The 22,668-nt window shown below is 61.5% G+C and carries 17 protein-coding genes; 14 read left to right on the top strand and 3 right to left on the bottom strand.

Annotated elements, in window-relative coordinates; all coding sequences use genetic code 11:
* Nucleotides 1–21: 21 nt before the first annotated feature.
* Nucleotides 22–294 (bottom strand): DUF1652 domain-containing protein, encoded by a 273-nt coding sequence (locus AC4PS7_RS07960; protein ID WP_010210537.1) that lies wholly within the window; start codon nt 292–294, stop codon nt 22–24.
* A 257-nt stretch (nt 295–551) separates the two neighbouring features.
* Between AC4PS7_RS07960 and AC4PS7_RS07955 the strand changes: the two genes are divergently transcribed.
* From AC4PS7_RS07955 to AC4PS7_RS07940, 4 genes are read left to right on the top strand one after another with little or no spacing between them, the layout of a single operon-like run.
* Nucleotides 552–1,361 carry a helix-turn-helix transcriptional regulator gene (locus AC4PS7_RS07955; protein ID WP_047542048.1) on the top strand — a complete coding sequence of 270 codons (810 nt, stop codon included), beginning with the start codon at nt 552–554 and terminating at the stop codon, nt 1,359–1,361.
* Between the two features lie 49 nt (nt 1,362–1,410).
* Nucleotides 1,411–2,817 (top strand): NAD(P)/FAD-dependent oxidoreductase, encoded by a 1,407-nt coding sequence (locus AC4PS7_RS07950; RefSeq protein ID WP_305378365.1) that lies wholly within the window; start codon nt 1,411–1,413, stop codon nt 2,815–2,817.
* 26 nt (nt 2,818–2,843) lie between these two features.
* Entirely contained in the window at nt 2,844–3,185 is a 342-nt protein-coding gene (locus tag AC4PS7_RS07945) for a cupin domain-containing protein (protein ID WP_187516784.1), read from the top strand.
* Between the two features lie 60 nt (nt 3,186–3,245).
* A complete protein-coding gene (locus AC4PS7_RS07940; protein WP_187516785.1) occupies nt 3,246–4,325 on the top strand; it encodes a polyamine ABC transporter substrate-binding protein in 1,080 nt (359 codons plus the stop codon).
* 132 nt (nt 4,326–4,457) lie between these two features.
* Here the strand turns inward: AC4PS7_RS07940 and AC4PS7_RS07935 are convergent, their stop codons facing one another.
* On the bottom strand, nt 4,458–5,243 hold the full coding sequence (locus AC4PS7_RS07935; RefSeq protein WP_010210532.1) for a helix-turn-helix transcriptional regulator: 786 nt from the start codon (nt 5,241–5,243) through the stop codon (nt 4,458–4,460).
* Nucleotides 5,244–5,443: 200 nt separating this feature from the next.
* Here AC4PS7_RS07935 and AC4PS7_RS07930 point away from each other — a divergent pair, with 200 nt between their 5' ends.
* From AC4PS7_RS07930 to AC4PS7_RS07885, 10 genes are all read left to right on the top strand, one after another.
* Nucleotides 5,444–6,808 (top strand): APC family permease, encoded by a 1,365-nt coding sequence (locus AC4PS7_RS07930; protein ID WP_038850497.1) that lies wholly within the window; start codon nt 5,444–5,446, stop codon nt 6,806–6,808.
* Nucleotides 6,809–6,817: 9 nt separating this feature from the next.
* A complete protein-coding gene (locus AC4PS7_RS07925; RefSeq protein WP_010210529.1) occupies nt 6,818–7,921 on the top strand; it encodes a DmpA family aminopeptidase in 1,104 nt (367 codons plus the stop codon).
* Nucleotides 7,922–8,287: 366 nt separating this feature from the next.
* Nucleotides 8,288–9,721: a serralysin family metalloprotease gene (locus tag AC4PS7_RS07920; RefSeq protein ID WP_010210527.1), complete on the top strand. Its 1,434-nt coding sequence runs from the start codon at nt 8,288–8,290 to the stop codon at nt 9,719–9,721.
* A gap of 49 nt (nt 9,722–9,770) precedes the next feature.
* Entirely contained in the window at nt 9,771–10,139 is a 369-nt protein-coding gene (locus AC4PS7_RS07915; protein WP_010210526.1) for an AprI/Inh family metalloprotease inhibitor, read from the top strand.
* Between the two features lie 103 nt (nt 10,140–10,242).
* Entirely contained in the window at nt 10,243–11,994 is a 1,752-nt protein-coding gene (locus AC4PS7_RS07910; protein WP_044287176.1) for a type I secretion system permease/ATPase, read from the top strand.
* Nucleotides 11,991–13,292, top strand: a complete 1,302-nt coding sequence (locus AC4PS7_RS07905) for an HlyD family type I secretion periplasmic adaptor subunit (protein ID WP_010210522.1) — start codon at nt 11,991–11,993, stop codon at nt 13,290–13,292. Before AC4PS7_RS07910 ends, AC4PS7_RS07905 begins: the two co-directional genes overlap by 4 nt.
* Nucleotides 13,293–13,294: 2 nt before the next feature.
* Entirely contained in the window at nt 13,295–14,629 is a 1,335-nt protein-coding gene (locus AC4PS7_RS07900) for a TolC family outer membrane protein (RefSeq protein ID WP_021493178.1), read from the top strand.
* Nucleotides 14,630–14,659: 30 nt separating this feature from the next.
* Nucleotides 14,660–17,617 (top strand): autotransporter serine peptidase EprS, encoded by a 2,958-nt coding sequence (gene eprS, locus AC4PS7_RS07895; protein ID WP_176332030.1) that lies wholly within the window; start codon nt 14,660–14,662, stop codon nt 17,615–17,617.
* Nucleotides 17,618–17,660: 43 nt separating this feature from the next.
* On the top strand, nt 17,661–20,771 hold the full coding sequence (locus AC4PS7_RS07890; RefSeq protein ID WP_176332029.1) for an autotransporter serine protease: 3,111 nt from the start codon (nt 17,661–17,663) through the stop codon (nt 20,769–20,771).
* Nucleotides 20,772–20,820: 49 nt separating this feature from the next.
* On the top strand, nt 20,821–22,233 hold the full coding sequence (locus AC4PS7_RS07885; RefSeq protein WP_176332028.1) for a polyurethane esterase: 1,413 nt from the start codon (nt 20,821–20,823) through the stop codon (nt 22,231–22,233).
* A 40-nt stretch (nt 22,234–22,273) separates the two neighbouring features.
* On the opposite strand, the gene AC4PS7_RS07880 is transcribed toward AC4PS7_RS07885, so the two are convergent.
* Entirely contained in the window at nt 22,274–22,498 is a 225-nt protein-coding gene (locus AC4PS7_RS07880) for a YgdI/YgdR family lipoprotein (RefSeq protein WP_010210513.1), read from the bottom strand.
* Nucleotides 22,499–22,668 lie beyond the last annotated feature (170 nt).

Genomic DNA, 22,668 nt, shown 5'->3' with positions numbered 1-22,668 from the left:
GCCTGTGAGCGGGCTTGCGAGTCAGGCCCTCAGGGACTGCGGCGGCACAAACGACTCCAGCTCATCCTCCACCGCTTCGATGATGCGTTCCACATCGGCGGCATTCATTACTGTGGCGCAGGGGATGCCGGCGATGGCGATCAGCGTCTCGCCGCTGGCGCGGTTGAACAATCGAACGATCATGCTGCCGGGCGCGTCCATGCTGCCCTCAAAGCCCATTGGATGGAAATGCCAGCGCATCAACTGGCAGGCGTTGGGGAACGTCACTTTGTTCATGTTGCCCACCTTGTTCATAGAGCGCTTCCTTTAGCTCGTGGCAGGGGGGCCATGACCTTCACTGGTCATGGCGTTCAAGCATTCAAAATAGCATCCGTTCGCAATCGCAAGGTGACTTTTTCGGCCCCGTCTGGCGGTTGTTTTGCGTTAGGTTGATACAGGTCATGTCCTGCTTGAGGTTGGGCAATAGGCCATTAGTCAGAAGAGCCCACTGGCCATTGAAGACTCCGGCAAAATTCGGCAATCTTCACGGTTTACCCGCCGCAGAGCCCTCCATGCCTGACATCGCTCCAGACGATGATTCCCAGCAATCCCACGCCACACGCGAGCTGGTGCTACGCCACCACCTGTGTTGGCGCCATCGGGACCTGGAGGGCGTAATGTCCTACTACCATCCGGACATCCAGTACCACGACTTTTTCCAGAACCGTGTCGTCGGTTACGCCGAGTTGCGTGAATACCTGCAAGCCAGCATGCCGCGCGAGGCCGACGAAGCGATCGAGCACAGTGATCGCATCCGCGCCGATGGCGACACCGCGTTCATCCAGTACCGCATCACCTTGCGTGGCGGTCACGGGCTGGTGTCATTCCGCACCAGCGAAGCCATCACGGTACGTGACGGGCTGATCTGGCGGGTCAATGAATACGCGTCCCTGGTGCATGAGCAGCCCGCCCAGGCCGCGCGGCCTTCGGTCAGCCGCCTGGGCTTGTCGCCCCAGCAGTTGGGGCACATGGCCAATGACCTGCAGCAGTACTTCCAGCACAAACAACCCTACCTGGACCCGGAACTGGACCTGCAGCGGGTTTCAAAGGAATGTGGCTACAGCCGCAATCAGATTTCCTACCTGCTGAACCAGGTGCTGGGGCAAAGCTTCTATCGCTACGTCAACCAGGCCAGGCTCCAGCACTTGCTGGCGGCGCTGGACAAGGCCGTCCCGCCGATAAAGGTCGACGACCTGGCATTCGCCGCGGGTTTCAACTCGCTGTCGGCGTTCTACAGCGCGTTCCGCCAGCACACCGGCCAGTCGCCCAAGGCCTACGTCAAACAAATTTCCCTGCGTGCACGCGCGCAAGACAGGCCCTGACACCGCGCTCTAGGATCCAACCTATCGAAACGAGGTAGGGGATCCCGGCATGCCGGCATGGCGCAACATCAGCTTATGGATGGACCAGTTGGACGAGCCGCTGCACGCGCGGCCGTCGCTGGAACATGACCTGGACTTCAACGTGGCCATTATCGGCGCCGGCTATACCGGGCTGTGGACCGCGTACTACCTGAAACGCCAGGCGCCCGAACTGAACATCGCGATCATCGAAGCCCAGACCGCCGGCTTTGGTGCCTCCGGACGTAACGGTGGCTGGTTGATGGGTAACGTGCTGGGTGAAGACCGCCTGTTGGCCGGCCTGAGGCCAGAACAACGCCGCGCCTCGTTTGACCTGCTGCATGCCATCCCCGATGAAGTGGCCCAGGTGCTGGCGCGTGAAGGCATCGACTGCGACTACCGCAAGGGCGGCGCCCTTTACTGCGCCGCGCGTTACCCTGAGCAGGAAGTCAGCCTGCGTCGCTACTTGGACAAGCTCTACGCCCAGGGCCTGACCGAAGCCGACTATCGCTGGCTCAGTCCGCCACAACTGGCCGAACAGATTCGCATCGCCAAGCCTTATGGCGGTATCTATGCGCCGCACGTAGCGACTATCAACCCCGCCAAGCTGGTGCGCGGGCTGGCGCGGGTGGTCGAGCGCATGGGCGTGACGATCTACGAAAACAGCCCGGCCACGCACTGGCAGTCGGGCAGTGTGCGCACGGCCAAGGCCAGTGTTCGTGCTGCCTGGGTGGTGCCGGCAGTGGAGGGCTATGCCAACACCTTGCCGCTTTTGGGCCGTTACCAACTGCCCGTGCAAAGCTTGATCGTCGCCACCGAGCCGTTGCCGGCCAGTACCTGGGAGGCAATCGGCCTGAGCCATGGCCAAGCCTTTGGCGAAAGCAGCCGCCAGGTTACCTATGGCCAGCGTACGGCGGACAACCGCCTGGTGTTCGGCGCCCGTGGCGGTTACCAGTTTGCCGGGAAGCTGCGCCACGACTTCGATCTGACTGACAGCGAGGTCGAGCTGCGTCGCTACCTGTTCGGTGAGCTTTTCCCACAGCTCAAGCACGTGAACATTACCCATTCCTGGGGCGGCAACCTGGGCATGTCGCGCAATTTCCGACCGCACATGCTGTGCGACCACAAAACCGGCATCGCGCTCTCGGGCGGGTATGGCGGCGAGGGCGTCGGCGCCACCAACCTGGGTGGCCGCACCCTGGCCGACCTGATCCTGGGCCGCGACACTGCGCTGATCCATCAACCCTGGGTGATCCGCGACCGTGGCCTGGACGCACTCAAGCCCTGGGAACCCGAACCCTGCCGCTGGTTGGGCTACAACGCGATCATTCGCAGTTTCGTCCATGAAGACCAGGTGTTGGCCAACCCCAATACCGCCCCTTGGCGCCGCAAGCTGGCGACCGGCGTGGCCGGGTTCATGGAAGGTTTCATGCACTAAGTCGTTTCACTTACACGGGAAAACCCATGAGCATCACTCAATTCAAAGACACGCTGAACGCCCACCTGCCGGACTCGTCGCCCGTCGCCGTGCCCCTGGGTGAGCCCATCGCCGTGGCCTCGACCCTGAGCGTCGAGCGCAACGACGGTGTCGAGACCGGCATCTGGGAATGCACCCCAGGCGTCTGGCGTCGACAGATCAACTCCCAGGAGTTTTGTCACTTTATCCAGGGCCGCTGCACCTTTACCCCTGACAGCGGTGAAGTCGTCCACATAGAAGCCGGTGATGCACTGATGTTGCCGGCCAACAGCACCGGTATCTGGGATATCCAGGAGACCGTGCGCAAGACCTACGTGTTGATTCTGTAACGCTTTGATCCTTGATCGCCTGCCATAACAACAGCCCTAAAACCGCCAGGAAATCGAACCATGAAAGCCATTGCCCTGTTGCCCTTGATGTTGGTGGCCTCTATCGGCCAGGCCGCCGAGACGGTGAAAATCTACAACTGGTCGGACTACATTGCGCCGGACACCACCAAGAACTTCCAGAAAGAAACCGGCATCGGTTTCACCTACGATGTGTACGACAGCAATGAAACCCTGGACGGCAAGTTGATGACCGGTCAATCCGGCTACGACGTGGTGTTCCCGTCCAACCATTTCATGGCCCGGCAGATCCAGGGCGGCGCGTTGAAGAAGCTCGACAAGAGCCAGTTGTCCAACTGGAAGAACCTCAACCCGGTGCTGCTCAAGGCCCTGGAAAACAACGATCCGGGCAATGCCCATGGCTTCCCGTACCTGTGGGGCAGCACCGGCATCGGCTACAACATCGATAAGGTCAAGGCGGTCTTGGGTGACAACGCGCCGGTCGATTCCTGGGACTTGATCTTCAAGCCGGAGAACATGGCCAAGCTGCAGAAATGCGGGGTGGCGATTCTGGATAACGGCCCGGAGCTGCTGCCGGCCGCGCTCAACTACCTGGGCTTGCCGCACCACAGCAAGAAGCCCGAGGACTACAAGAAAGCGGAAGACCTGCTGATGAAAGTCAGGCCTTATGTGGCGTACTTCCATTCCTCGAAATACACCGCGGACCTGGCAAACGGCGATATCTGCGTGGCGGTTGGGTTCTCCGGCGACATCCTGCAGGCTGAAAGCCGTGCCAAAGAAGCCAAGAACGGCGTGAACATCGGCTACAACATTCCCAAGGAAGGCGCCGCGATCTGGTTCGACATGGTCGCCATGCCCGCCGATGCGCCCAACGAGAAAGCTGGCTATGCGTTCATGAACTACCTGTTGCGCCCGCAAGTGATGGCCAGCATCACCAACTACGTGCACTACGCCAACGGCAACCAGGCCGCCGACAGCCTGGTGGACCCGGCGATCAAGGCCGACACCAAGATCTACCCGAGCCCCGAGATGATGGGCAAGCTGTTCGCGCTGGAAGCCATGCCGCTGAATATCGACCGGGTGCGCACGCGCGTGTGGAACACCATTCGCACCGGTAAGTAAGTGCGACGCCCGCCCCCCTGTGGGTGCGGGCTTGCCCGCGAATACGGAATGTCAGTCAATAGATCGGGCGACTGGTGTACTGCATTCGCGGGCAAGCCCGCTTCCACATTTAAACCGAGTACAACCTCGGGCTCAGGGGTTTTCCAGGTCATGCCCCAACGACTGGATAAACAACGAAAACAGCTCCGGCTGTGATGAGATATCCAGCTTCGCGTACAAATGCCGACGGTGCACCTTCACCGTATCCGGCGAGATGTTCAGGCGCTCAGCCATGGCCTTGGACGAGAACCCGCGCAGCACCAGGCGGGCGATTTCCAATTCGCGCTCCGATAGCACGCCGCAGCCAAACTGACTCAATGCATCCCTGATCTGGCTGTCCATCGCCGGCGCTCGCTGGGTGCTTTGCTGCCAGTGCTGCTGCATCAACGGCAGTACCCAGGCCGCCACGGTGGTCATCAGCCCGGTCTCTTCAAGGCTGAAGCGTCGCTGCATGCCCAGCGACAGCGATAAGGTCCCCGCACCCGGCAATTGCAGAATGAACTGCACCTCGTCTTCCAGCACGTTGTCGTGGAAGTAATTGAGGAAGTATTCACTCTGGCGAAAGTGGTCCGGCGCCACTTCCTCCAGGCGATACACACCGCTGGCATACCCCTCACGGCAGGCCTGGAAAAAGGGGTCGAGCAAATACAAGCCATTGAGGTACACCAGCATCGACGCTGGTTTGCTGCTGGGCTGGGCGTCGTATTCTTCGAGGGCCTGGGGCGGCCCCTCCAATGGGTAGAAGATCGCCAGGGCGTTATCGAAGGGCAGGCACTGGTGCAGCAACAACACCAGCTGTTTCCAGAAGCGCTCGGTGCCGATGTGCGCGACGGTGCGGCCCAGGCCGGCGTGCATGCCGACTTCGCGAAACAGGCTCATGTGACAGGCTCCCACCCACAAAACATCGGCCAAGGGTTCGGCTTTTGCCGGGTGGCGTCAAGGGGAGTACGCCAATAGGGGAATTGGCTGATATGAACGTCGCGTTTATCGTCGCCATCATTCAGCGGGAAACATAGCCCGTGACTCATCAGACTTTTCGTTTCTGCCTCACACCAAGAACAACGACAGAGGATAACGATATGAGCACTTCCCCCACGCCCGATGGCGTGCTGAAACCCACCTTGAGTGTCTTCGATGTAGTCGCCATTACCGTATCGGCGGTGACGCCGGCCAGTTCCGTGTTTGTGATTGCGCCCTTTGCCATCCAGCAGGCGGGTAGCGGGGTGTTCCTGGCGTTCGTGATGGCCGGTCTGCTTGCCTTGATGTTTGCCTTTTGCTACGCCGAGCTGGGCCGTGCACACAACAGCGCCGGGGGCGAGTATGTGTACGCCAAGCGCGTGTTTGGTGGCATGGCGGGTTATGCGACGTTCCTGACCGTGCTGGTGATGTTGCTGTTTATCCCGCCGGTACTCGCCACGGGAGCCGCGACTTACCTGAACAACGCGCTGGGCACGAAGTTTGACTCGCAAACCGTGGCGCTGGTGATCGTGGTGTGCAGCTACGCCCTGGGCATCCTCAATATCAAGCTGAATGCCTGGATCACCGGCACCTGCCTGCTGCTTGAAGTGGCGGCGCTGCTGGTGATCGTGGTGATCGGTTTCGGCAACCCGGTGCAACCGGCCAGCGTGCTGTTCCAGCCGCAGATCGTCGAAAACGGCGTGCTGCACCTGGCGCCCTGGGCCCTGGTGATCGGCGCGGTGGGCATCGGTCTGTTTTCCTACAATGGCTATGGTCCGGCGGTGTTGCTTGCCGAGGACATGAAGTGCGGCGGCAAAGGCGTGCACAAGGCGGTGCTGTGGTCCCTGGGGCTGGTGGTGATCATCGAACTGGTGCCCATCACCGCGTTGTTGATCGGCGCGCCGTCGCTCAGTGAAATGATCAGCAGCCCGGACCCTATCGGCTATCTGTTGACCAGCCACGGCAATGAAACCCTCTCGCGGTTGGTCAGCGCCGGGATCTTCCTGTCGGTGTTCAATGCCATCGTCGCCATCGTGATCCAGATCGGCCGCGTAGTGTTCAGCAGCGGCCGCGATGCGCTGTGGACGCCGAGCATCAACAAACTGTTCACGCGCATTCACCCGCGCTGGGATTCGCCGTGGTTGGCTACGCTGTTCCTGGCGATTCCTTCGGCGCTGCTCAGTTTCAGCTCCAACCTGGCCGACCTGACCTCGTTCAGCGTCTTGCTGATCATGCTGGTGTACCTGGTGGTGGCGTTGAGTGCGTTGATGAGCCGGGTGCTGCTGCGTGATCGCGAGCATCCCTATCGCATGCCGCTGTGGCCCCTGCCGGCGTTGGTCGCGGTACTGGGCGCGGGCTATCTATTGGTCACCTTGGTGGCGGCGGCCTCGATCCGCGACATCATGATCATTATCGGCTTGCTGGCCCTGTCGGTGATTCTGTATTGCATCAGTGGCCGGTTGAGTCCGGTCTTCCAGAAATTGTAAGGAGTGGTTATGCGCGCACGTCAATTGGGCATCACGTTGGGACTGGGTACGCCCGGTGAGTGGAACGCCATCACCGATGTGCCGGGAATCCGGGTCGGCCACAGCACGATCAAGACGCTTGTCGACGGCAAGCACGTGCGTACCGGCGTCAGTGTGATCCAACCGCGCGCTGGCGAGGCGCGCCAGCAACCGTGCTTTGCCGGCTATCACGTGCTCAATGGCAATGGTGATGCCACCGGCCTTGAGTGGATCAACGAAGCAGGGCTGTTGACCACGCCGCTGGCCATCACCAACACCCACAGCATTGGCGTTGTGCGCGACAGCCTGATCGCCCTGGAGCGCGAACGCGTGGCGGACCCGGCGGTGTACTGGTGCATGCCGGTGGTGATGGAAACCTATGACGGTCTGCTCAATGACATCTGGGGTCAGCACGTCGGCCCCGAGCATGTGCGTGAAGCCGTGGACAACGCCGAAACCGGTCCGGTGCAGGAAGGCGCAGTCGGCGGCGGAACCGGCATGATCTGCCATGAGTTCAAAGGCGGCATTGGCACGGCTTCGCGATGCTTGCCGGCAGAGCAGGGCGGTTGGACCATCGGCGTGCTGGTGCAGGCCAACCATGGCAAGCGCCAGGAACTGCGGGTGGATGGCTACCCGGTGGGGCGCCGGTTGATGGAGATTGCGTCGCCCTTTGCCGAACAGGGTACGCCAGGCATGGGCTCGATCGTGGTGATCCTTGCTACCGACGCGCCGTTGTTGCCGCACCAATGCCAGCGCCTGGCGCAACGCGCGTCCATCGGCATTGCACGTACCGGCGGCGGTACCGAGGACTCCAGCGGCGATCTGTTCCTGGCGTTTGCCACCGGTAACCGCGATTTGCCAGCGGCGGATTACGGGCGCAAGGGCCTGCCTTTCAGCAGCGCGTTGCAGATGGTCAATAACGACCATATTTCGCCGCTGTTCAGCGCTGCGGCGGAGGCGGTGGAAGAGGCCATCATCAATGCGATCTTGGCCGGAGAGGACATGCTCACCGATCAAGGTGTCCTGGTGCCCGGACTGGAGGGTGAAACGCTGTTGGCGGCCTTGCACAAGACGGGGTGGAGTGTGTCCCGGTAATCGGGGGCACCTTAAGTTATTAATTCAAGTAGTGGCTGTTTAATGTTGCCAATGACACCCTGTCAATATATTGGATCCACAATTAACAGCGCCGCTCTAGTTGAGCGGCATTAGTGCTATTTAATATTTAAATAAGTGGAGGTGGTTTTCCGGCGGGCAAAACCAAGTTAACCCAGCAAACACGGCGCGGAACTTTATTTGGGTTGATGATGAGTCAGGTTTTGCCGCTGGAAAAGATGTAGACGAAAGATTTCAAGTTGTGTCAGTTTTCTTACGCCTTCAAAAGAGGCGAGTGATAGGACGATCTCGCCCGCGAGGTTCCTATCGAAAAAAGACTGATGCACTTGCACACAAGGAAGTACGTTTATGTCAAAAGTAAAAGACAAGGCTATCGTATCGGCGGCGCAAGCCAGCACCGCTTACTCGCAAATCGATAGCTTCAGCCATCTGTACGACCGTGGCGGCAACCTCACGGTCAATGGCAAACCCTCCTACACCGTTGATCAGGCAGCCACCCAGCTGCTGCGCGACGGCGCCGCGTACCGGGACTTTGACGGCAACGGCAAGATCGACCTGACCTACACCTTCCTGACCTCGGCCTCTTCGAGCACCATGAACAAACATGGCATCTCGGGCTTCAGCCAGTTCAACGCACAGCAGAAAGCACAGGCCGTACTGGCCATGCAATCCTGGGCGGACGTAGCCAAGGTCACCTTCACCGAGAAAGCCACCGGCGGTGACGGGCACATGACCTTCGGCAACTACAGCAGCGGCCAGGACGGCGCAGCGGCCTTCGCCTACCTGCCCGGCACCGGCGCAGGCTACGATGGCACGTCGTGGTACCTGACCAACAACAGCTACACGCCGAACAAGACCCCGGACCTGAACAACTACGGCCGGCAGACCCTCACCCACGAAATCGGCCACACCCTGGGCCTGGCTCACCCTGGCGACTACAACGCCGGGAATGGCAACCCGACCTACAACGACGCGACCTATGGACAGGACACGCGTGGCTACAGCCTGATGAGCTACTGGAGCGAGAGCAATACCAATCAGAACTTCAGCAAAGGCGGCGTCGAAGCTTACGCCTCCGGCCCGCTGATCGACGACATTGCGGCGATCCAGAAGCTCTACGGCGCCAACTACAGCACCCGTGCCAGCGACACCACCTACGGGTTCAACTCCAACACCGGGCGTGATTTCCTTAGCGCAACGTCAAACGCCGACAAGCTGGTGTTCTCGGTGTGGGACGGTGGCGGCAACGACACCCTGGACTTCTCCGGCTTCACCCAGAACCAGAAGATCAACCTCAATGAAGCGTCGTTCTCCGACGTGGGCGGCCTGGTGGGCAACGTGTCCATCGCCAAGGGCGTGACCATCGAGAACGCTTTCGGCGGCGCCGGCAATGACTTGATCATTGGTAACAACGCGGCCAACGTGATCAAAGGCGGGGCCGGCAACGACCTCATCTACGGCGGCGGCGGAGCGGACCAGCTGTGGGGCGGCGCGGGCAGTGACACCTTTGTGTTCGGTGCCAGTTCCGACTCCAAGCCTGGGGCGGCGGACAAGATCTTTGACTTTGCCTCCGGTTCCGACAAGATCGACCTGTCCGGCATCACCAAGGGCGCAGGCCTGACCTTCGTCAATGCCTTCACCGGGCATGCCGGCGACGCTGTGCTGACCTACGCCGCAGGCACCAACCTGGGCACCTTGGCAGTGGACTTCTCCGGTCACGGCGTGGCGGACTTCCTCGTCACCACCGTCGGCCAGGCTGCGGTCAGCGACATCGTGGCGTGATGCACGGGCGCGGCGCTTCGGCGCCGCGCTTTACCGATGGAGCGTGAACATGCAGCGTTTTTTCAAAATGATCACCGGCGTATTGCAGGTGATGTTCGTGTCGGCAGGAGCCCACGCAATGGCGAGCAGTCTTGTATTACCCACCACCGCCCAATTGGCGGGCCACTGGCAATTGCATCAACACGATCAGGTGTGTGCGCTGGACCTGCTGGAGCAAGCGAATGCCTTGGCTGGCGATGTGGCCTGTGTGGCGCAGTGGCTCGGTGATAAACCCTTGACTTGGTCGCCGACGCCGGATGGCATCTGGCTGATGAACGCCGAAGGCAGCGGCATTACTCACCTCAATCGGCAGAAAGAGGGTGAATATACCGGTCGCACACCCACCGGTCTTGAAGTTGTATTGCAACGCGCACCTTAGTTGCCGTTATAAGCTTATAACTTGAATATATTAGTTGGCCGCTCCGTTATGTGGGGCTGGGGCAACTATTGCGCGCAATTTGTTTCAGGGAAGATCAGAAAACATGGCGAAGTCCCATGCCGTCGCGCCGTTATTCAAGGCGCTGGGTGAATACAAACGTATTTTGATCAGTGTTGGCTGTTTTACGGCATTGATTAACCTGCTGATGCTGGTGCCGTCGATTTATATGCTGCAAGTGTATGACCGCGTGCTGTCCTCCCAGAATGAAACCACCCTGGTGATGTTGACACTGATGGTCGTGGGGTTCTTTGCGTTTATTGGCACGCTTGAGGCGATCCGCAGTTTTATCGTTATCCGTATCGGCAGCCAGTTGGAGCGGCGTTTCAACCTGCGTGTGTACAAGGCCGCGTTTGAGCGCAACCTGCAACGTGGGCAGGGACATGCCGGGCAATCCCTTGGCGATTTGACCCATATCCGCCAATTCATCACGGGACCGGCGCTGTTCGCGTTTTTCGATGCGCCGTGGTTTCCCCTCTACCTGTTTGTGATCTTCCTGTTCAACGTATGGCTGGGCGTGCTGGCCACCGCGGGCGCAGTGCTGTTGATCGGCCTGGCGTGCCTGAATGAATACCTGACCAAAAAGCCGTTGGGCGAGGCCAGTGGTTATTCCCAGCAATCCACGCAATTGGCCACCAGCCACTTGCACAATGCCGAAACCATCCAGGCCATGGGCATGCTCGGTGCGCTGCGCCAACGTTGGTTTGCAGTGCATTCGCAGTTTCTCGGCTTGCAGAACCAAGCCAGTGATACCGGCTCAGTCGTGACCTCGCTGAGCAAATGCCTGCGCCTGTGCCTGCAATCGCTGGTGCTGGGCTTGGGGGCATTGCTGGTGATCAAGGGCGATATGACCGCCGGGATGATGATCGCCGGTTCCATTCTGATGGGGCGAGTGCTCAGCCCCATCGACCAGTTGATTGCGGTGTGGAAGCAATGGAGTTCGGCCAAGCTGGCCTACCAGCGGCTGGATGATCTGTTGCGCGAATTTCCGCCGGAAGTGGAGCAGATGAAGCTGCCGGCGCCCAAAGGTCAGGTCAGTTTCGAACAGGTCAGCGCGGGCCCGCCCGGCCGGCGTGTGGCGACCTTGCATCAAGTCAGTTTCAACCTGGTCGCCGGTGAAGTGCTCGGCGTTCTGGGGGCATCGGGCTCCGGCAAATCGACCCTGGCCCGTGTGTTGGTGGGGGTATGGCCGACCCTGGCGGGCACCGTGCGCCTGGATGGTGCGGACATTCACCGCTGGGACCGCGACGACCTCGGCCCCCACATCGGCTACCTGCCCCAGGACATCGAACTGTTCAGCGGCAGCATTGCCGACAATATCGCGCGTTTTCGCCAGGCTGATCCTGAATCCGTGGTACGTGCCGCGCAGCAGGCCGGCGTGCATGAACTGATCCTGCGTTTACCTCAAGGCTACGACACGGTGCTGGGCGACAACGGCGGCGGCCTGTCGGGCGGTCAGAAACAACGGGTGGCGTTAGCGCGCGCCCTGTACGGCGGGCCGCGCCTGATCGTGCTGGACGAGCCCAACTCTAACCTCGATACCGTTGGCGAAGCGGCCCTGGCCAGCGCCATTGTGCAGATGAAAGCCCAGGGCAGCAGCGTGGTGCTGGTCACCCATCGCTCGTCCGCGCTGGCCCAGGCCGACAAGCTGCTGGTGCTCAGCGAGGGGCATTTGCAGGCATTCGGGCCGAGTCAGGAAGTGCTGCGGGCGTTGTCCGGCCAGCAGGAGCCGCCTAGAGAGAAACCGGGCGTGAGTTTCAGTCGTCAGTACCAGGCCGGAAGGAATCCAGGCGCATGAGCAGCATCACTTTTGAACAACGCGACGCGAACTTCTTCGCGCGTATGGGCTGGCTGCTGACGGTGGTCGGGGCTGGCGGTTTTTTCCTGTGGGCCAGCCTGGCGCCGTTGGACCAGGGGATTCCGGTGCAGGGCACCGTAGTAGTATCGGGCAAGCGCAAGGCGGTGCAAACCCTGAGCCCCGGCGTGGTCAGCCGGATTTTGGTGAAGGAGGGCGAACGGGTGAAGCAAGGCCAGCCGCTGTTTCGTCTCGACCAGACTCAGCACCAGGCCGATGTGCAGTCCCTGCAAGCCCAGTACCGCATGGCCTGGGCCAGCGTGGCACGCTGGCAGAGCGAGCGCGACAACCGGGCCAGCATCCTCTTTCCGCCTGAACTGAGCGCCAATCCCGACCCCGCCCTGGCGCTGGTGCTGGAAGGTCAGCGTCAATTGTTCAGCAGCCGTCGCGAAGCCTTTGCCCGGGAGCAGGCCGGTATCCGCGCCAATATCGACGGCGCCACCGCACAGTTGAACGGCATGCGCCGTGCCCGCAGCGACCTGACCGCCCAGGCCCAATCCCTGCGCGATCAACTGAGCAATCTGCAACCCTTGGCCGACAATGGCTACATCCCGCGCAATCGGCTGATGGACTACCAGCGGCAGTTGTCTCAGGTGCAACAGGACCTGGCGCAGAACACCGGCGAAAGTGGCCGGGTAGAGCAGGGCATTCTCGAATCGCGGTTGAAACTGCAGCAGCACAGTGAGGAATACCAAAAGGAGGTGCGCAGCCAGTTGGCCGATTCGCAACTGCGTAGCCTGACCCTGGAGCAGCAACTTACCTCGGCGGGGTTCGACCTGCAGCACAGCGAAATCAACGCGCCGGCAGATGGCATCGCGGTCAATCTCAGCGTGCACACCGAAGGCGCCGTGGTGCGTGCCGGTGAAACCCTGCTGGAAATCGTGCCCCAGGACACGCGCCTGGAGGTGGAAGGGCACTTGCCGGTGCATTTGGTCGACAAGGTTGGCACCCACCTGCCGGTCGACATCCTGTTCACCGCCTTCAACCAGAGCCGCACACCGCGTGTGCCGGGGGAGGTCAGCCTGATTTCCGCTGACCAGATGCTCGACGAAAAAACCGGCGCGCCCTATTACGTGCTGCGCACCACGGTCAGCGAAGCGGCCTTGGAAAAACTCCACGGGCTGGTGATCAAGCCGGGCATGCCCGCCGAGATGTTCGTGCGCACCGGCGAGCGCTCGTTGCTCAATTACCTGTTCAAGCCGCTGCTCGACCGTGCCGGCTCCGCGTTGACCGAGGAGTAGGCATGAAGCACATGTTTATCGCCTTGCTGTTGACCAGCGCGAGTGCCCAGGCCGCCATGGGCCCGTTCGATGTCTATGAGCAGGCCTTGCGTAACGATCCCGTTTTCCTTGGCGCCATCAAGGAGCGCGACGCCGGTCTGGAAAACCGCGCCATCGGCCGCGCCGGGCTATTGCCGAGGCTCTCGTACAACTACAACAAGGGCCGCAACAATTCCCAAGCGACCTTGCCGGACGGGCGAGGTGGCAATTACCACGACGACCGCAACTACAACAGCTACGGCTCTACCTTCAGCCTGCAACAGCCGCTGTTCGACTACGAGGCCTATGCCAATTACCGCAAGGGCGTGGCCCAGGCATTGTTCGCCGATGAAAGCTTTCGCGACAAGAGCCAGGCGCTGCTGGTGCGGGTGCTGACGTATTACACCCAGGCGTTGTTCGCCCAGGACCAGATCGACATCGCGCGTGCCAAGAAGAAGGCGTTCGAACAGCAATTCCAGCAGAACCAGCATTTGTTCCAGCAAGGCGAGGGGACTCGCACGGACATTCTGGAAGCCGAATCACGCTACGAATTGGCCACCGCCGAAGAGATCCAAGCCTTGGACGAACAGGATGCGTCCCTGCGGGAACTGGGCGCCTTGATCGGCGTGCAGAGCGTCAACATCCATGACCTGGCCCCGCTGAACCAGGGGTTTGCCGCGTTCACCCTGACGCCGGCCAACTATGACACCTGGCATGAGCTGGCGATCAGCAACAACCCCACGCTGGCCTCCCAGCGCCAGGCTCTGGAAGTGGCGCGTTATGAAGTTGAGCGCAATCGCGCCGGGCATTTGCCCAAGGTCACGGCCTATGCCAGCTCGCGACAACAGGAGTCCGACAGCGGCAACACCTACAACCAGCGCTATGACACCAACACCATCGGCGTCGAAGTCAGCCTGCCGCTGTATGCCGGTGGCGGTATCTCCGCGTCCACGCGCCAGGCCAGCCGCGCCATGGAGCAGGCCGAGTACGAACTGGAGGGCAAGACCCGCGAAACCCTGATCGAACTGCGTCGGCAGTTCAGCGCCTGCCTGTCGGGGGTGAGCAAGTTGCGTGCGTATCAAAAGGCACTGGTGTCTGCCGAAGCGCTGGTGGTGTCGACCCAGCAAAGCATCCTCGGCGGCGAGCGGGTCAACCTGGATGCGTTGAACGCCGAGCAGCAGCTCTACAGCACCCGCCGCGACCTGGCACAGGCACGGTATGACTACCTGATGGCCTGGACCAAATTGCATTACTACGCCGGCAACCTGCGGGACACCGACCTGGCAAAAGTCGATGAGGCCTTCGGCCCCATGAAGTAGGCCTCTATAACAACAATAAGGATGGTTTCTATGATCACCGATTCGCCGCGTTTCAAACCGTTTACCGCCACCTCCTTGCTGCTGTTGTCCGTTGCGGCGCAAGCGGCCTACACCGAGAACGGCCAGCCAGGGAACGCCGCCAGTTGGCGTTCCAGCGAGTTCCAGAGCGACTGGGGGTTGGGACGCATGAAGGCGGATGAAGCCTACGCTGCCGGCATTACCGGCAGCGGGGTAAAGATCGGCGCACTGGACTCAGGCTTCGATCCCAACCATCCGGAGGCCTCCAGGGATCGTTATCACGCCGTCAGCGCCAGCGGCAGTTACGTCGATGGCAGCGCCTTCAGCACCACTGGTGCGCTTAACCCTAACAATGATTCTCACGGTACCCATGTCACCGGCACGATGGGCGCAGCCCGCGACGGCGTGGGCATGCACGGCGTGGCGTACAATGCACAACTCTACGTGGGCAATACCAACGCCAACGACAGCTTCCTGTTTGGCCCGACGCCCGATCCCAAATACTTCAAGGCGGTGTACAGCGCCCTGGTGGATTCCGGTGTGCGGGCAATCAACAACAGCTGGGGCAGCCAACCCAAGGATGTCAGTTACCGCACCCTCGCTGACCTGCATGCGGCCTACGCCCAGCACTACAACCAGGGCACTTGGCTGGATGCGGCGGCGGACGTGGCCAAAGCCGGTGTCATCAACGTCTTCAGCGCCGGCAACAGTGGTTACGCGAACGCCAGCGTGCGCTCGGCGTTGCCGTATTTCCAGCCGGAATTGGAAGGACACTGGCTGGCGGTGTCGGGCCTGGACAAGGCCAACAACCAGAAATACAACCAGTGTGGCATTGCCAAATACTGGTGCATTTCCACCCCCGGTGCGTTGATCAACAGCACCATCCCCGACGGCGGTTATGGCGTCAAATCCGGCACTTCGATGTCGGCGCCCCATGCTACCGGCGCGTTGGCGCTGGTGATGGAGCGCTACCCCTATATGACCAACGAGCAGGCGTTGCAGGTGTTGTTGACCACCGCCACGCAGCTCGATGGTTCCCTCACCCAGGCGCCCACGACCACCGTAGGTTGGGGTGTGCCGGACCTGGGACGGGCGATGCACGGCCCGGGGCAGTTACTCGGGCCTATGAACGTCAGCCTCGCGGCCGGGCAGGGCGATGTATGGAGCAACGGCATCTCCGACCAGGCCTTGCTGCGGCGCCAGGCCGAGGACGCTATCGAGCACAGCGCTTGGCAGCAGACCCTGATCGACAAGGGCTGGCAAAACGGCGTGGGCGCCAGTGCCAGCCAGCAGGACCAAACGGACTACGCTGTCGGCACGGCACGCGATCAAGCGGCCGCGACGCGGATCTATGAAGGCAGCCTGATCAAGTCCGGCGCGGGTACGCTGGTACTCAGCGGCGACAGCACCTATCGCGGGGCGACCACCGTCAACGGCGGGTTGCTGGCAGTCAACGGCTCGCTGACCTCTGCGGTGACGGTCAACGACAGCGGCACACTGGGCGGCTCCGGGCGGATTGCCGCGCTGTCGGTTCACCCGGGTGGCCGCGTAGCACCGGGCAACTCCGTGGGCACCTTGCAGGTGGCGGGTGACGTGAACCTGGGGGCAGGTTCGACCTATGCGGTGGAACTCACGCCCACCGACAGCGACCGTATCGTCGCCGGCGGCAGGGCAATCCTGGGCGGCGGCAACGTCACCCTGGCTCTGGAAAATAGCCCGACCCTGCTTAGCGGCGCGCAGGCGCAAAGCCTGATCGGCCGCCAGTACACCATCCTGCAGGCGGTGGGGGGTATCCAGGGCCAATTTGGCCAGGTGTTGCCCGACTATCTGTTCCTCGGGGGCACCCTCGCTTACGCCACCGACGGCGTGCAGTTGGACGTGGTCCGCAATGACGCCACCTTCGCCAGCGTGGCGGCGACCCGCAACCAACGCAACGTAGCCGCTGCCGCCGAGCAATTGGGCGCGGGCAACCCCGTGTATGAAAGCGTGCTGCAGTCGGATTCCATTGCGGTCGCGCAACAAGGCTTGCAGCAACTGTCCGGGGAGATCTACCCGGCGATTGGCGCCATGCTGATCAACGACAGCCAGTCGCTACGTGACGCCGTGGGCGAGCGTTTGCGCCATGTGCCGGTCAACGCTGAAAGCAACCTGTGGCTCAAGGCACTTGGCGCCTGGGGCAAGGCCGACAGCCGCAGTGAGACGGCGGGTTCAACCACGTCCCTCGGTGGTTTGCTGGGCGGCGTGGAGGGTGCGCTGGACGAGCAGACTCGCGTGGGGCTGGTCGCCGGTTACAGCGATAGCTCATTGAACATGGGCAGCGGTACACATTCCTCTGCGTCCATCGACAGTTATCACCTCGGCGCGTATGCCGGGCGCGAGCTGGGCGATTGGCGCGTCAGTGCCGGTGGCGCCTACAGCTGGCATCGCGGTGACGTAAAGCGTGATCTGCACTACGGCGCTGTCAGCGGTAAACAGAACGCCAAGCTGGATGCGCACACGGCGCAACTCTTTACCGAAGCGGCCTACCGGATACACCTGCAACCCTTGGCACTGGAGCCGTTCGCCAACCTGGCATATGTGCACCTGGACAGTGAGGCGTTCCATGAAAAAGGCGCTGCTGCGGCGCTGGAGCGTGGCAGCGATCGCCGGGACGCCGTGCTCAGCACGCTTGGCATGCGCGCACTGAAAACCGTTGCCCTCAATGATCACCAACAGCTGCAGCTTTCTGGCTCGCTGGGGTGGCAGCACAGCCTCACCGCCATTGAATCCGAAGAACACCTGGCGTTTGTTGCCGGCGGGCCTTCATTCGCCGTGCGCAGTTCGCCCTTGCTGCGCGACGCCGCGCTGGTGGGCGTGCAGGCCAGCTTGGCGCTGAGCCCGGTCACGCGGGTCAACCTCGATTACAACGGCCAATTGGGTGGCCGGGAGAAAACCCAGGGTGTGGGGCTGAGCCTCAACTGGCAATTCTGAAGCGATTTACACACGTGCAATAAGAAAACTAAGGAAGGTCACCGTGAATACACGCAAGTCAGGGTTAACTACCGCCATCCGCACCGCCTTGGGCTATCCGCTCAAGGCCAACCGCAGCGTGCCATACGGTGCGTTGCTGTGTTGCCTGGCAAGCCTGGGTACCGCCCAGGCCGCACCCTATGTGGAAACCGGCAAGCTGGGCGATGCCGCCAGCTGGCGCAGCAATGAGTTCAAGGCCGACTGGGGCCTGGGCGCTGTGCATGCGGATACCGCGTATGCCGCCGGCTACACCGGCAAGGGCGTCAAGCTGGGGATCTTCGATCAGCCGGTGTATGCCCAGCATCCGGAGTTCGCCAGCCCCGGCAAGGTGGTGACGATTGTCACCGAGGGTATTCGCCAATACACCGACCCGTACATTCCGGTGAAGGCCGGCGATGCGTTTCGTTATGACGGCACACCGTCCCTCGGTTCCAATGGCAAGCTCGGCAACCACGGAACCCACGTCGGCGGAATCGCCGCGGGTAACCGCGATGGCGGGCCGATGCACGGCGTGGCCTTTGATGCGCAAATCATCAGCGCCGAGAACGGTGACCCAGGTCCGGAAGACGGCATCATCCTCGGCAACGATGGCGCGGTGTACAAGGCCGGCTGGGACGCCTTGGTCGCCAGCGGCGCGCGGATCATCAACAACAGCTGGGGCATCGGCATCGGTGACCAGTACGCCAAGGGCGGGCGCGACCCGGCTTTCCCGAATTTCACGGTCAATGAAGCGCAGGCGCAGTTCAATAACATCCGGCCGATCCTCGGAACGATCGCCGGTGGCGCCTACCAGGGCGCGATCGACGCGGCCCGCAGCGGCGTGCTGACGATCTTCGCCGCCGGTAATGACTACAACCGCAATAACCCGGACGCGATTTCGGGGCTGGCGTACTTTGTGCCGGAGATTGCACCCAACTGGCTGTCCGTCGCGGCCTTGCAACAGAACCCGGACACCGCAAGCGCCGATCCGTATGTGATCAGTACGTTCTCTTCACGTTGCGGTTATGCGGCGAGCTTTTGCGTGTCGGCCCCCGGTACCAAGATCTACAGTTCCGTCATCAACGGCACCAACCTGGACAATCTCACCACCGATTACGCCAACTTCAACGGCACGTCCATGGCGGCGCCCCATGTGGCCGGCAGCGCGGCCGTGCTGATGGAGCGTTTCCCGTACATGAGCGGCGACCAGATTTCGACGCTGCTCAAGACTACCGCCACCGATCTCGGCGCACCGGGTATCGACTCGCTGTACGGCTGGGGCATGATCAACCTGGGCAAGGCGATCAATGGCCCGGGGATGTTTGTCACGGCCGAGGACATTCCGGCCGAGTTCCGCATCGACGGCGCCTATGGCAGCGGGCAGTTTGTCGCGGATTTGCCGGGTGTAGGCGCGATTGTCGATGCCGGCAAGCCGACTCAGCGCACCTGCAACGATGTGCATTGCGGGCTGGACCTGTGGAGCAATGACATCGCCGGGCACGGCGGCCTGACCAAACAGGGCATTGGCACGCTGATACTCACCGGCACCAATACCTACAGCGGCCCGACGTTGGTCAACCAGGGCCTGCTGGCGATCAATGGTTCGGTCACCTCGCCGGTGACCGTGAGCCAAAGTGGCGTGGTCGCAGGCTCAGGGCGCATCGGTTCACTGCTGGCGAAAGCCGGCGGCACGGTAGCGCCGGGCAACTCCATCGGCACCTTGAACGTGGCGGGGGATGTGACGTTTGAGGCCGGGTCGACCTACGCCGTGGAGCTGTCGCCCACCAACAGCGATCGTATTGTGGCGGGAGGCACCGCCACGTTGAACGGCGGCACGGTGACCCTCGCGCTGGAAAACAGCCCGACGCTGCTCAGTGGCGCACAGGCGCAAAGCCTGATCGGGCGCCAGTACAACATCCTGCAAGCCGCCGGCGGAGTTAGCGGCAGCTTTGGCGCGGTGCTGCCCAACTACCTGTTCCTTGGCGGCAATCTGAACTATGCGGCCAACGGCGTGCAACTGGACGTGGCGCGTAACGCCAACAGTTTTGCCAGCGTGGGTGCCACGGACAACCAGCGAGCCGTGGCCGCCTCCGCCGAGCAGTTGGGCGCGGGCAATGCCGTGTATGAGAGCCTGCTGCTGGCGCCGGATGCTGCTTCGGCGCAAGGTGCTTTCCAGCAACTGTCGGGGGAGATCTACCCGGCACTGGAAACCGCCCTGGTCAATGACAGCCGCTATGTACGCGAAGCCGTCGGCGAGCGCCTGCGCAATGGAGAGATGGGTGCGACCAGCGAGACCGTCGACACCCGTGGCAACGTGTGGGTGAAGGCCTTGGGCGCCTGGGGCAAGACCGACAGCCGCAGCGACACTGCAGGCTATACGACCTCCATCGGCGGCATGCTCGCCGGGGTGGACGGTGCACTCGACGAGTCCACGCGCATCGGCCTGGTCGCGGGCTACAGCGATACCTCACTGAACATGGGCAGCGGCACGCATTCACGTGCGTCGGTCGACAGCTACCACTTCGGCGCCTATGCCGGGCATGAGATCGGCGCCTGGCGCTTGAGCGGGGGTGCCACCTACAGCTGGCACCGCGCAGACGTGAAGCGCGACCTGCAATACGGCGACGTCTCCGGCAAGCAGAAAGCCAAGGTTGATGCACGCAGCACCCAGGTGTTCACCGAGGCGGCCTATCGCATCAACGTGCAACCGTTGGCGCTGGAGCCATTCGCCAACCTGGCCTATGTGCACTTGGACAGCGATGGTTTCACCGAAAAAGGTGACGCTGCGGCGCTTGAAAGTCGCGACGATACCCGCGACCTGGTGCTGAGCACCCTGGGTATGCGCGCCCTGAAAACCTTCAATGTGAATGACCACCAGCAGTTGGAGGTGTCCGGCACCCTGGGCTGGCAGCACACCCTGAGCAGCACTGACTCGGAGCAGCACCTGGCCTTCGCCTCGGGCGGACCTTCGTTTGCCGTCGAAAGTGCGCCGATGGCGCGTGATGCCGCGTTGGTCGGTGCACGGGTGAGTCTGGCGTTAAGCAAGGAAGCGCGGGTGAACTTCGACTACAACGGCCTGCTGTCCAGCAAGGACAAAGTCCATGGGGTGGGCTTGAGCCTCGATTGGGCGTTCTGATGATTGCTACTTGGCTTTCTCGACATTCAACAACAAGAGAGGCGGCACCATGGGTATCTTTGATTATAAAAACCTCGGGACCGAGGGCTCAAAAGCATTGTTCGCCGATGCCATGGCGATCACGTTGTATTCCTATCACAACCTGGATAACGGCTTTGCCGTGGGGTACCAGCACAACGGCCTGGGACTGGGCTTGCCGGCTACGTTGGTCGGGGCGCTGTTGGGCAGCACGGACTCCCAGGGCGTAATCCCCGGCATCCCCTGGAACCCGGACTCCGAAAAAGCCGCGCTGGACGCGGTACACAAGGCCGGTTGGACGCCCATCAGCGCCAGCACCCTGAGTTACAGTGGCAACGTCGATGCGCGAGGCACCTTCTTTGGCGAGAAGACGGGCTACACCACGGCCCAGGTCGAGGTGCTGGGCAAGTACGATGACGCCGGAAAACTGCTGGAAATCGGCATTGGTTTTCGCGGCACTTCGGGGCCTCGGGAAACCTTGATCAGCGATTCCATCGGTGACCTGGTCAGCGACCTGCTGGCCGCCCTGGGCCCCAAGGATTACGCGAAGAATTACGCCGGGGAAGCCTTCGGCGGGTTGCTCAAGAATGTGGCCGACTACGCCAGCGCCCAAGGCTTGAGCGGTCACGATGTAGTGGTCAGCGGCCACAGCCTGGGCGGGCTGGCAGTCAACAGCATGGCCGACCTGAGCAACAGCAAGTGGTCGGGGTTCTACAAGGACGCGAACTACGTGGCCTACGCCTCGCCGACCCAGAGTGCCAGCGACAAGGTGCTCAACATCGGCTACGAGAATGACCCGGTGTTCCGTGCGCTGGATGGCTCATCCTTCACCCTGTCTTCCCTGGGTGTGCACGACACCCCCCATGAGTCCACCACCGACAATATTGTCAGTTTCAACGACCACTACGCCTCGACGCTGTGGAATGTGCTGCCGTTTTCCATTGTCAATCTGCCGACTTGGGTTTCGCACCTGCCTACCGGGTACGGCGATGGCCTGAGTCGCGTGCTCGACTCCGGGTTCTATGAGCAAATGACCCGCGACTCCACCGTGATCGTCGCCAACCTGTCCGACCCGGCACGGGCCACCACCTGGGTGCAGGACCTCAACCGCAATGCCGAGCCGCATAAGGGCAATACCTTCATCATCGGCAGCGACGGCAACGACCTGATCCAGGGCGGCAAGGGTGCGGACTTTATCGAAGGCGGCAAAGGCAATGACACGATTCGTGACAACAGCGGGCACAACACCTTTTTGTTCAGCGGTCAGTTTGGCCAGGACCGGATCATCGGCTATCAGCCAAGCGATCAACTGGTATTCAAGGAGGTAGAGGGGAGTGCTCAATACCGTGAGCACGGAGGGGACACAGTGATCAGCTTCGGCGCAGATTCGGTGACATTGGTGGGGGTCAACGGGTGGTCGGGGGAGGGCATTGCCATCGGTTGAAGAGGGTCAGTGGGGGCCCGGCCCCCACTGACCTATTCGATCAGCCTTCCTTACGCACGGTGGCCACATCGGCAGCCTTGACCCGTACACGCTTGCCGGCGATGTCGGTGAACTCGTAAAAGCCATCGGCGGTCTGGGTTTTCGGGGTGTCCTTGGTCAAATACTGCGTGCCATTTTGCAGCGTCACTACGGTTTGCGTCGCGCAACCGGCCAATACCAGAAAAGTGAGTGCAACCAGCGGCAGACCCAAATTCTTCATGTTCATAACCCTTACCTTAACCCTTAAAAGTCCCGCGCCAGAGGCCGCGGGCAACAAATGTTACGCCATCGACTTCACCATCTGATCACTTTTATGCAAAAAGTTGCAGCCGCCATTTATCTATTAGCGATTGCAACCTGGTCTTTGCGACGGCACTCTGTATGCATAACCAGTAT

It is taken from the genome of Pseudomonas sp. DW-iso3 (assembly GCF_058725305.1).
The sequence above is the reverse complement of the archived record's forward strand: the minus strand, read 5'-3'. Positions and strand labels throughout refer to the sequence as shown.

Excerpts from the sequence above, each read along its gene's own strand:
- AC4PS7_RS07960 (WP_010210537.1), bottom strand. The coding sequence starts at position 294 with ATGAACAAGGTGGGCAACATGAACAAAGTGACGTTCCCCAACGCCTGC.
- AC4PS7_RS07955 (WP_047542048.1), top strand. The coding sequence starts at position 552 with ATGCCTGACATCGCTCCAGACGATGATTCCCAGCAATCCCACGCCACA.
- AC4PS7_RS07950 (WP_305378365.1), top strand. The coding sequence starts at position 1,411 with ATGCCGGCATGGCGCAACATCAGCTTATGGATGGACCAGTTGGACGAG.
- AC4PS7_RS07945 (WP_187516784.1), top strand. The coding sequence starts at position 2,844 with ATGAGCATCACTCAATTCAAAGACACGCTGAACGCCCACCTGCCGGAC.
- AC4PS7_RS07940 (WP_187516785.1), top strand. The coding sequence starts at position 3,246 with ATGAAAGCCATTGCCCTGTTGCCCTTGATGTTGGTGGCCTCTATCGGC.
- AC4PS7_RS07935 (WP_010210532.1), bottom strand. The coding sequence starts at position 5,243 with ATGAGCCTGTTTCGCGAAGTCGGCATGCACGCCGGCCTGGGCCGCACC.
- AC4PS7_RS07930 (WP_038850497.1), top strand. The coding sequence starts at position 5,444 with ATGAGCACTTCCCCCACGCCCGATGGCGTGCTGAAACCCACCTTGAGT.
- AC4PS7_RS07925 (WP_010210529.1), top strand. The coding sequence starts at position 6,818 with ATGCGCGCACGTCAATTGGGCATCACGTTGGGACTGGGTACGCCCGGT.
- AC4PS7_RS07920 (WP_010210527.1), top strand. The coding sequence starts at position 8,288 with ATGTCAAAAGTAAAAGACAAGGCTATCGTATCGGCGGCGCAAGCCAGC.
- AC4PS7_RS07915 (WP_010210526.1), top strand. The coding sequence starts at position 9,771 with ATGCAGCGTTTTTTCAAAATGATCACCGGCGTATTGCAGGTGATGTTC.
- AC4PS7_RS07910 (WP_044287176.1), top strand. The coding sequence starts at position 10,243 with ATGGCGAAGTCCCATGCCGTCGCGCCGTTATTCAAGGCGCTGGGTGAA.
- AC4PS7_RS07905 (WP_010210522.1), top strand. The coding sequence starts at position 11,991 with ATGAGCAGCATCACTTTTGAACAACGCGACGCGAACTTCTTCGCGCGT.
- AC4PS7_RS07900 (WP_021493178.1), top strand. The coding sequence starts at position 13,295 with ATGAAGCACATGTTTATCGCCTTGCTGTTGACCAGCGCGAGTGCCCAG.
- eprS (WP_176332030.1), top strand. The coding sequence starts at position 14,660 with ATGATCACCGATTCGCCGCGTTTCAAACCGTTTACCGCCACCTCCTTG.
- AC4PS7_RS07885 (WP_176332028.1), top strand. The coding sequence starts at position 20,821 with ATGGGTATCTTTGATTATAAAAACCTCGGGACCGAGGGCTCAAAAGCA.
- AC4PS7_RS07880 (WP_010210513.1), bottom strand. The coding sequence starts at position 22,498 with ATGAACATGAAGAATTTGGGTCTGCCGCTGGTTGCACTCACTTTTCTG.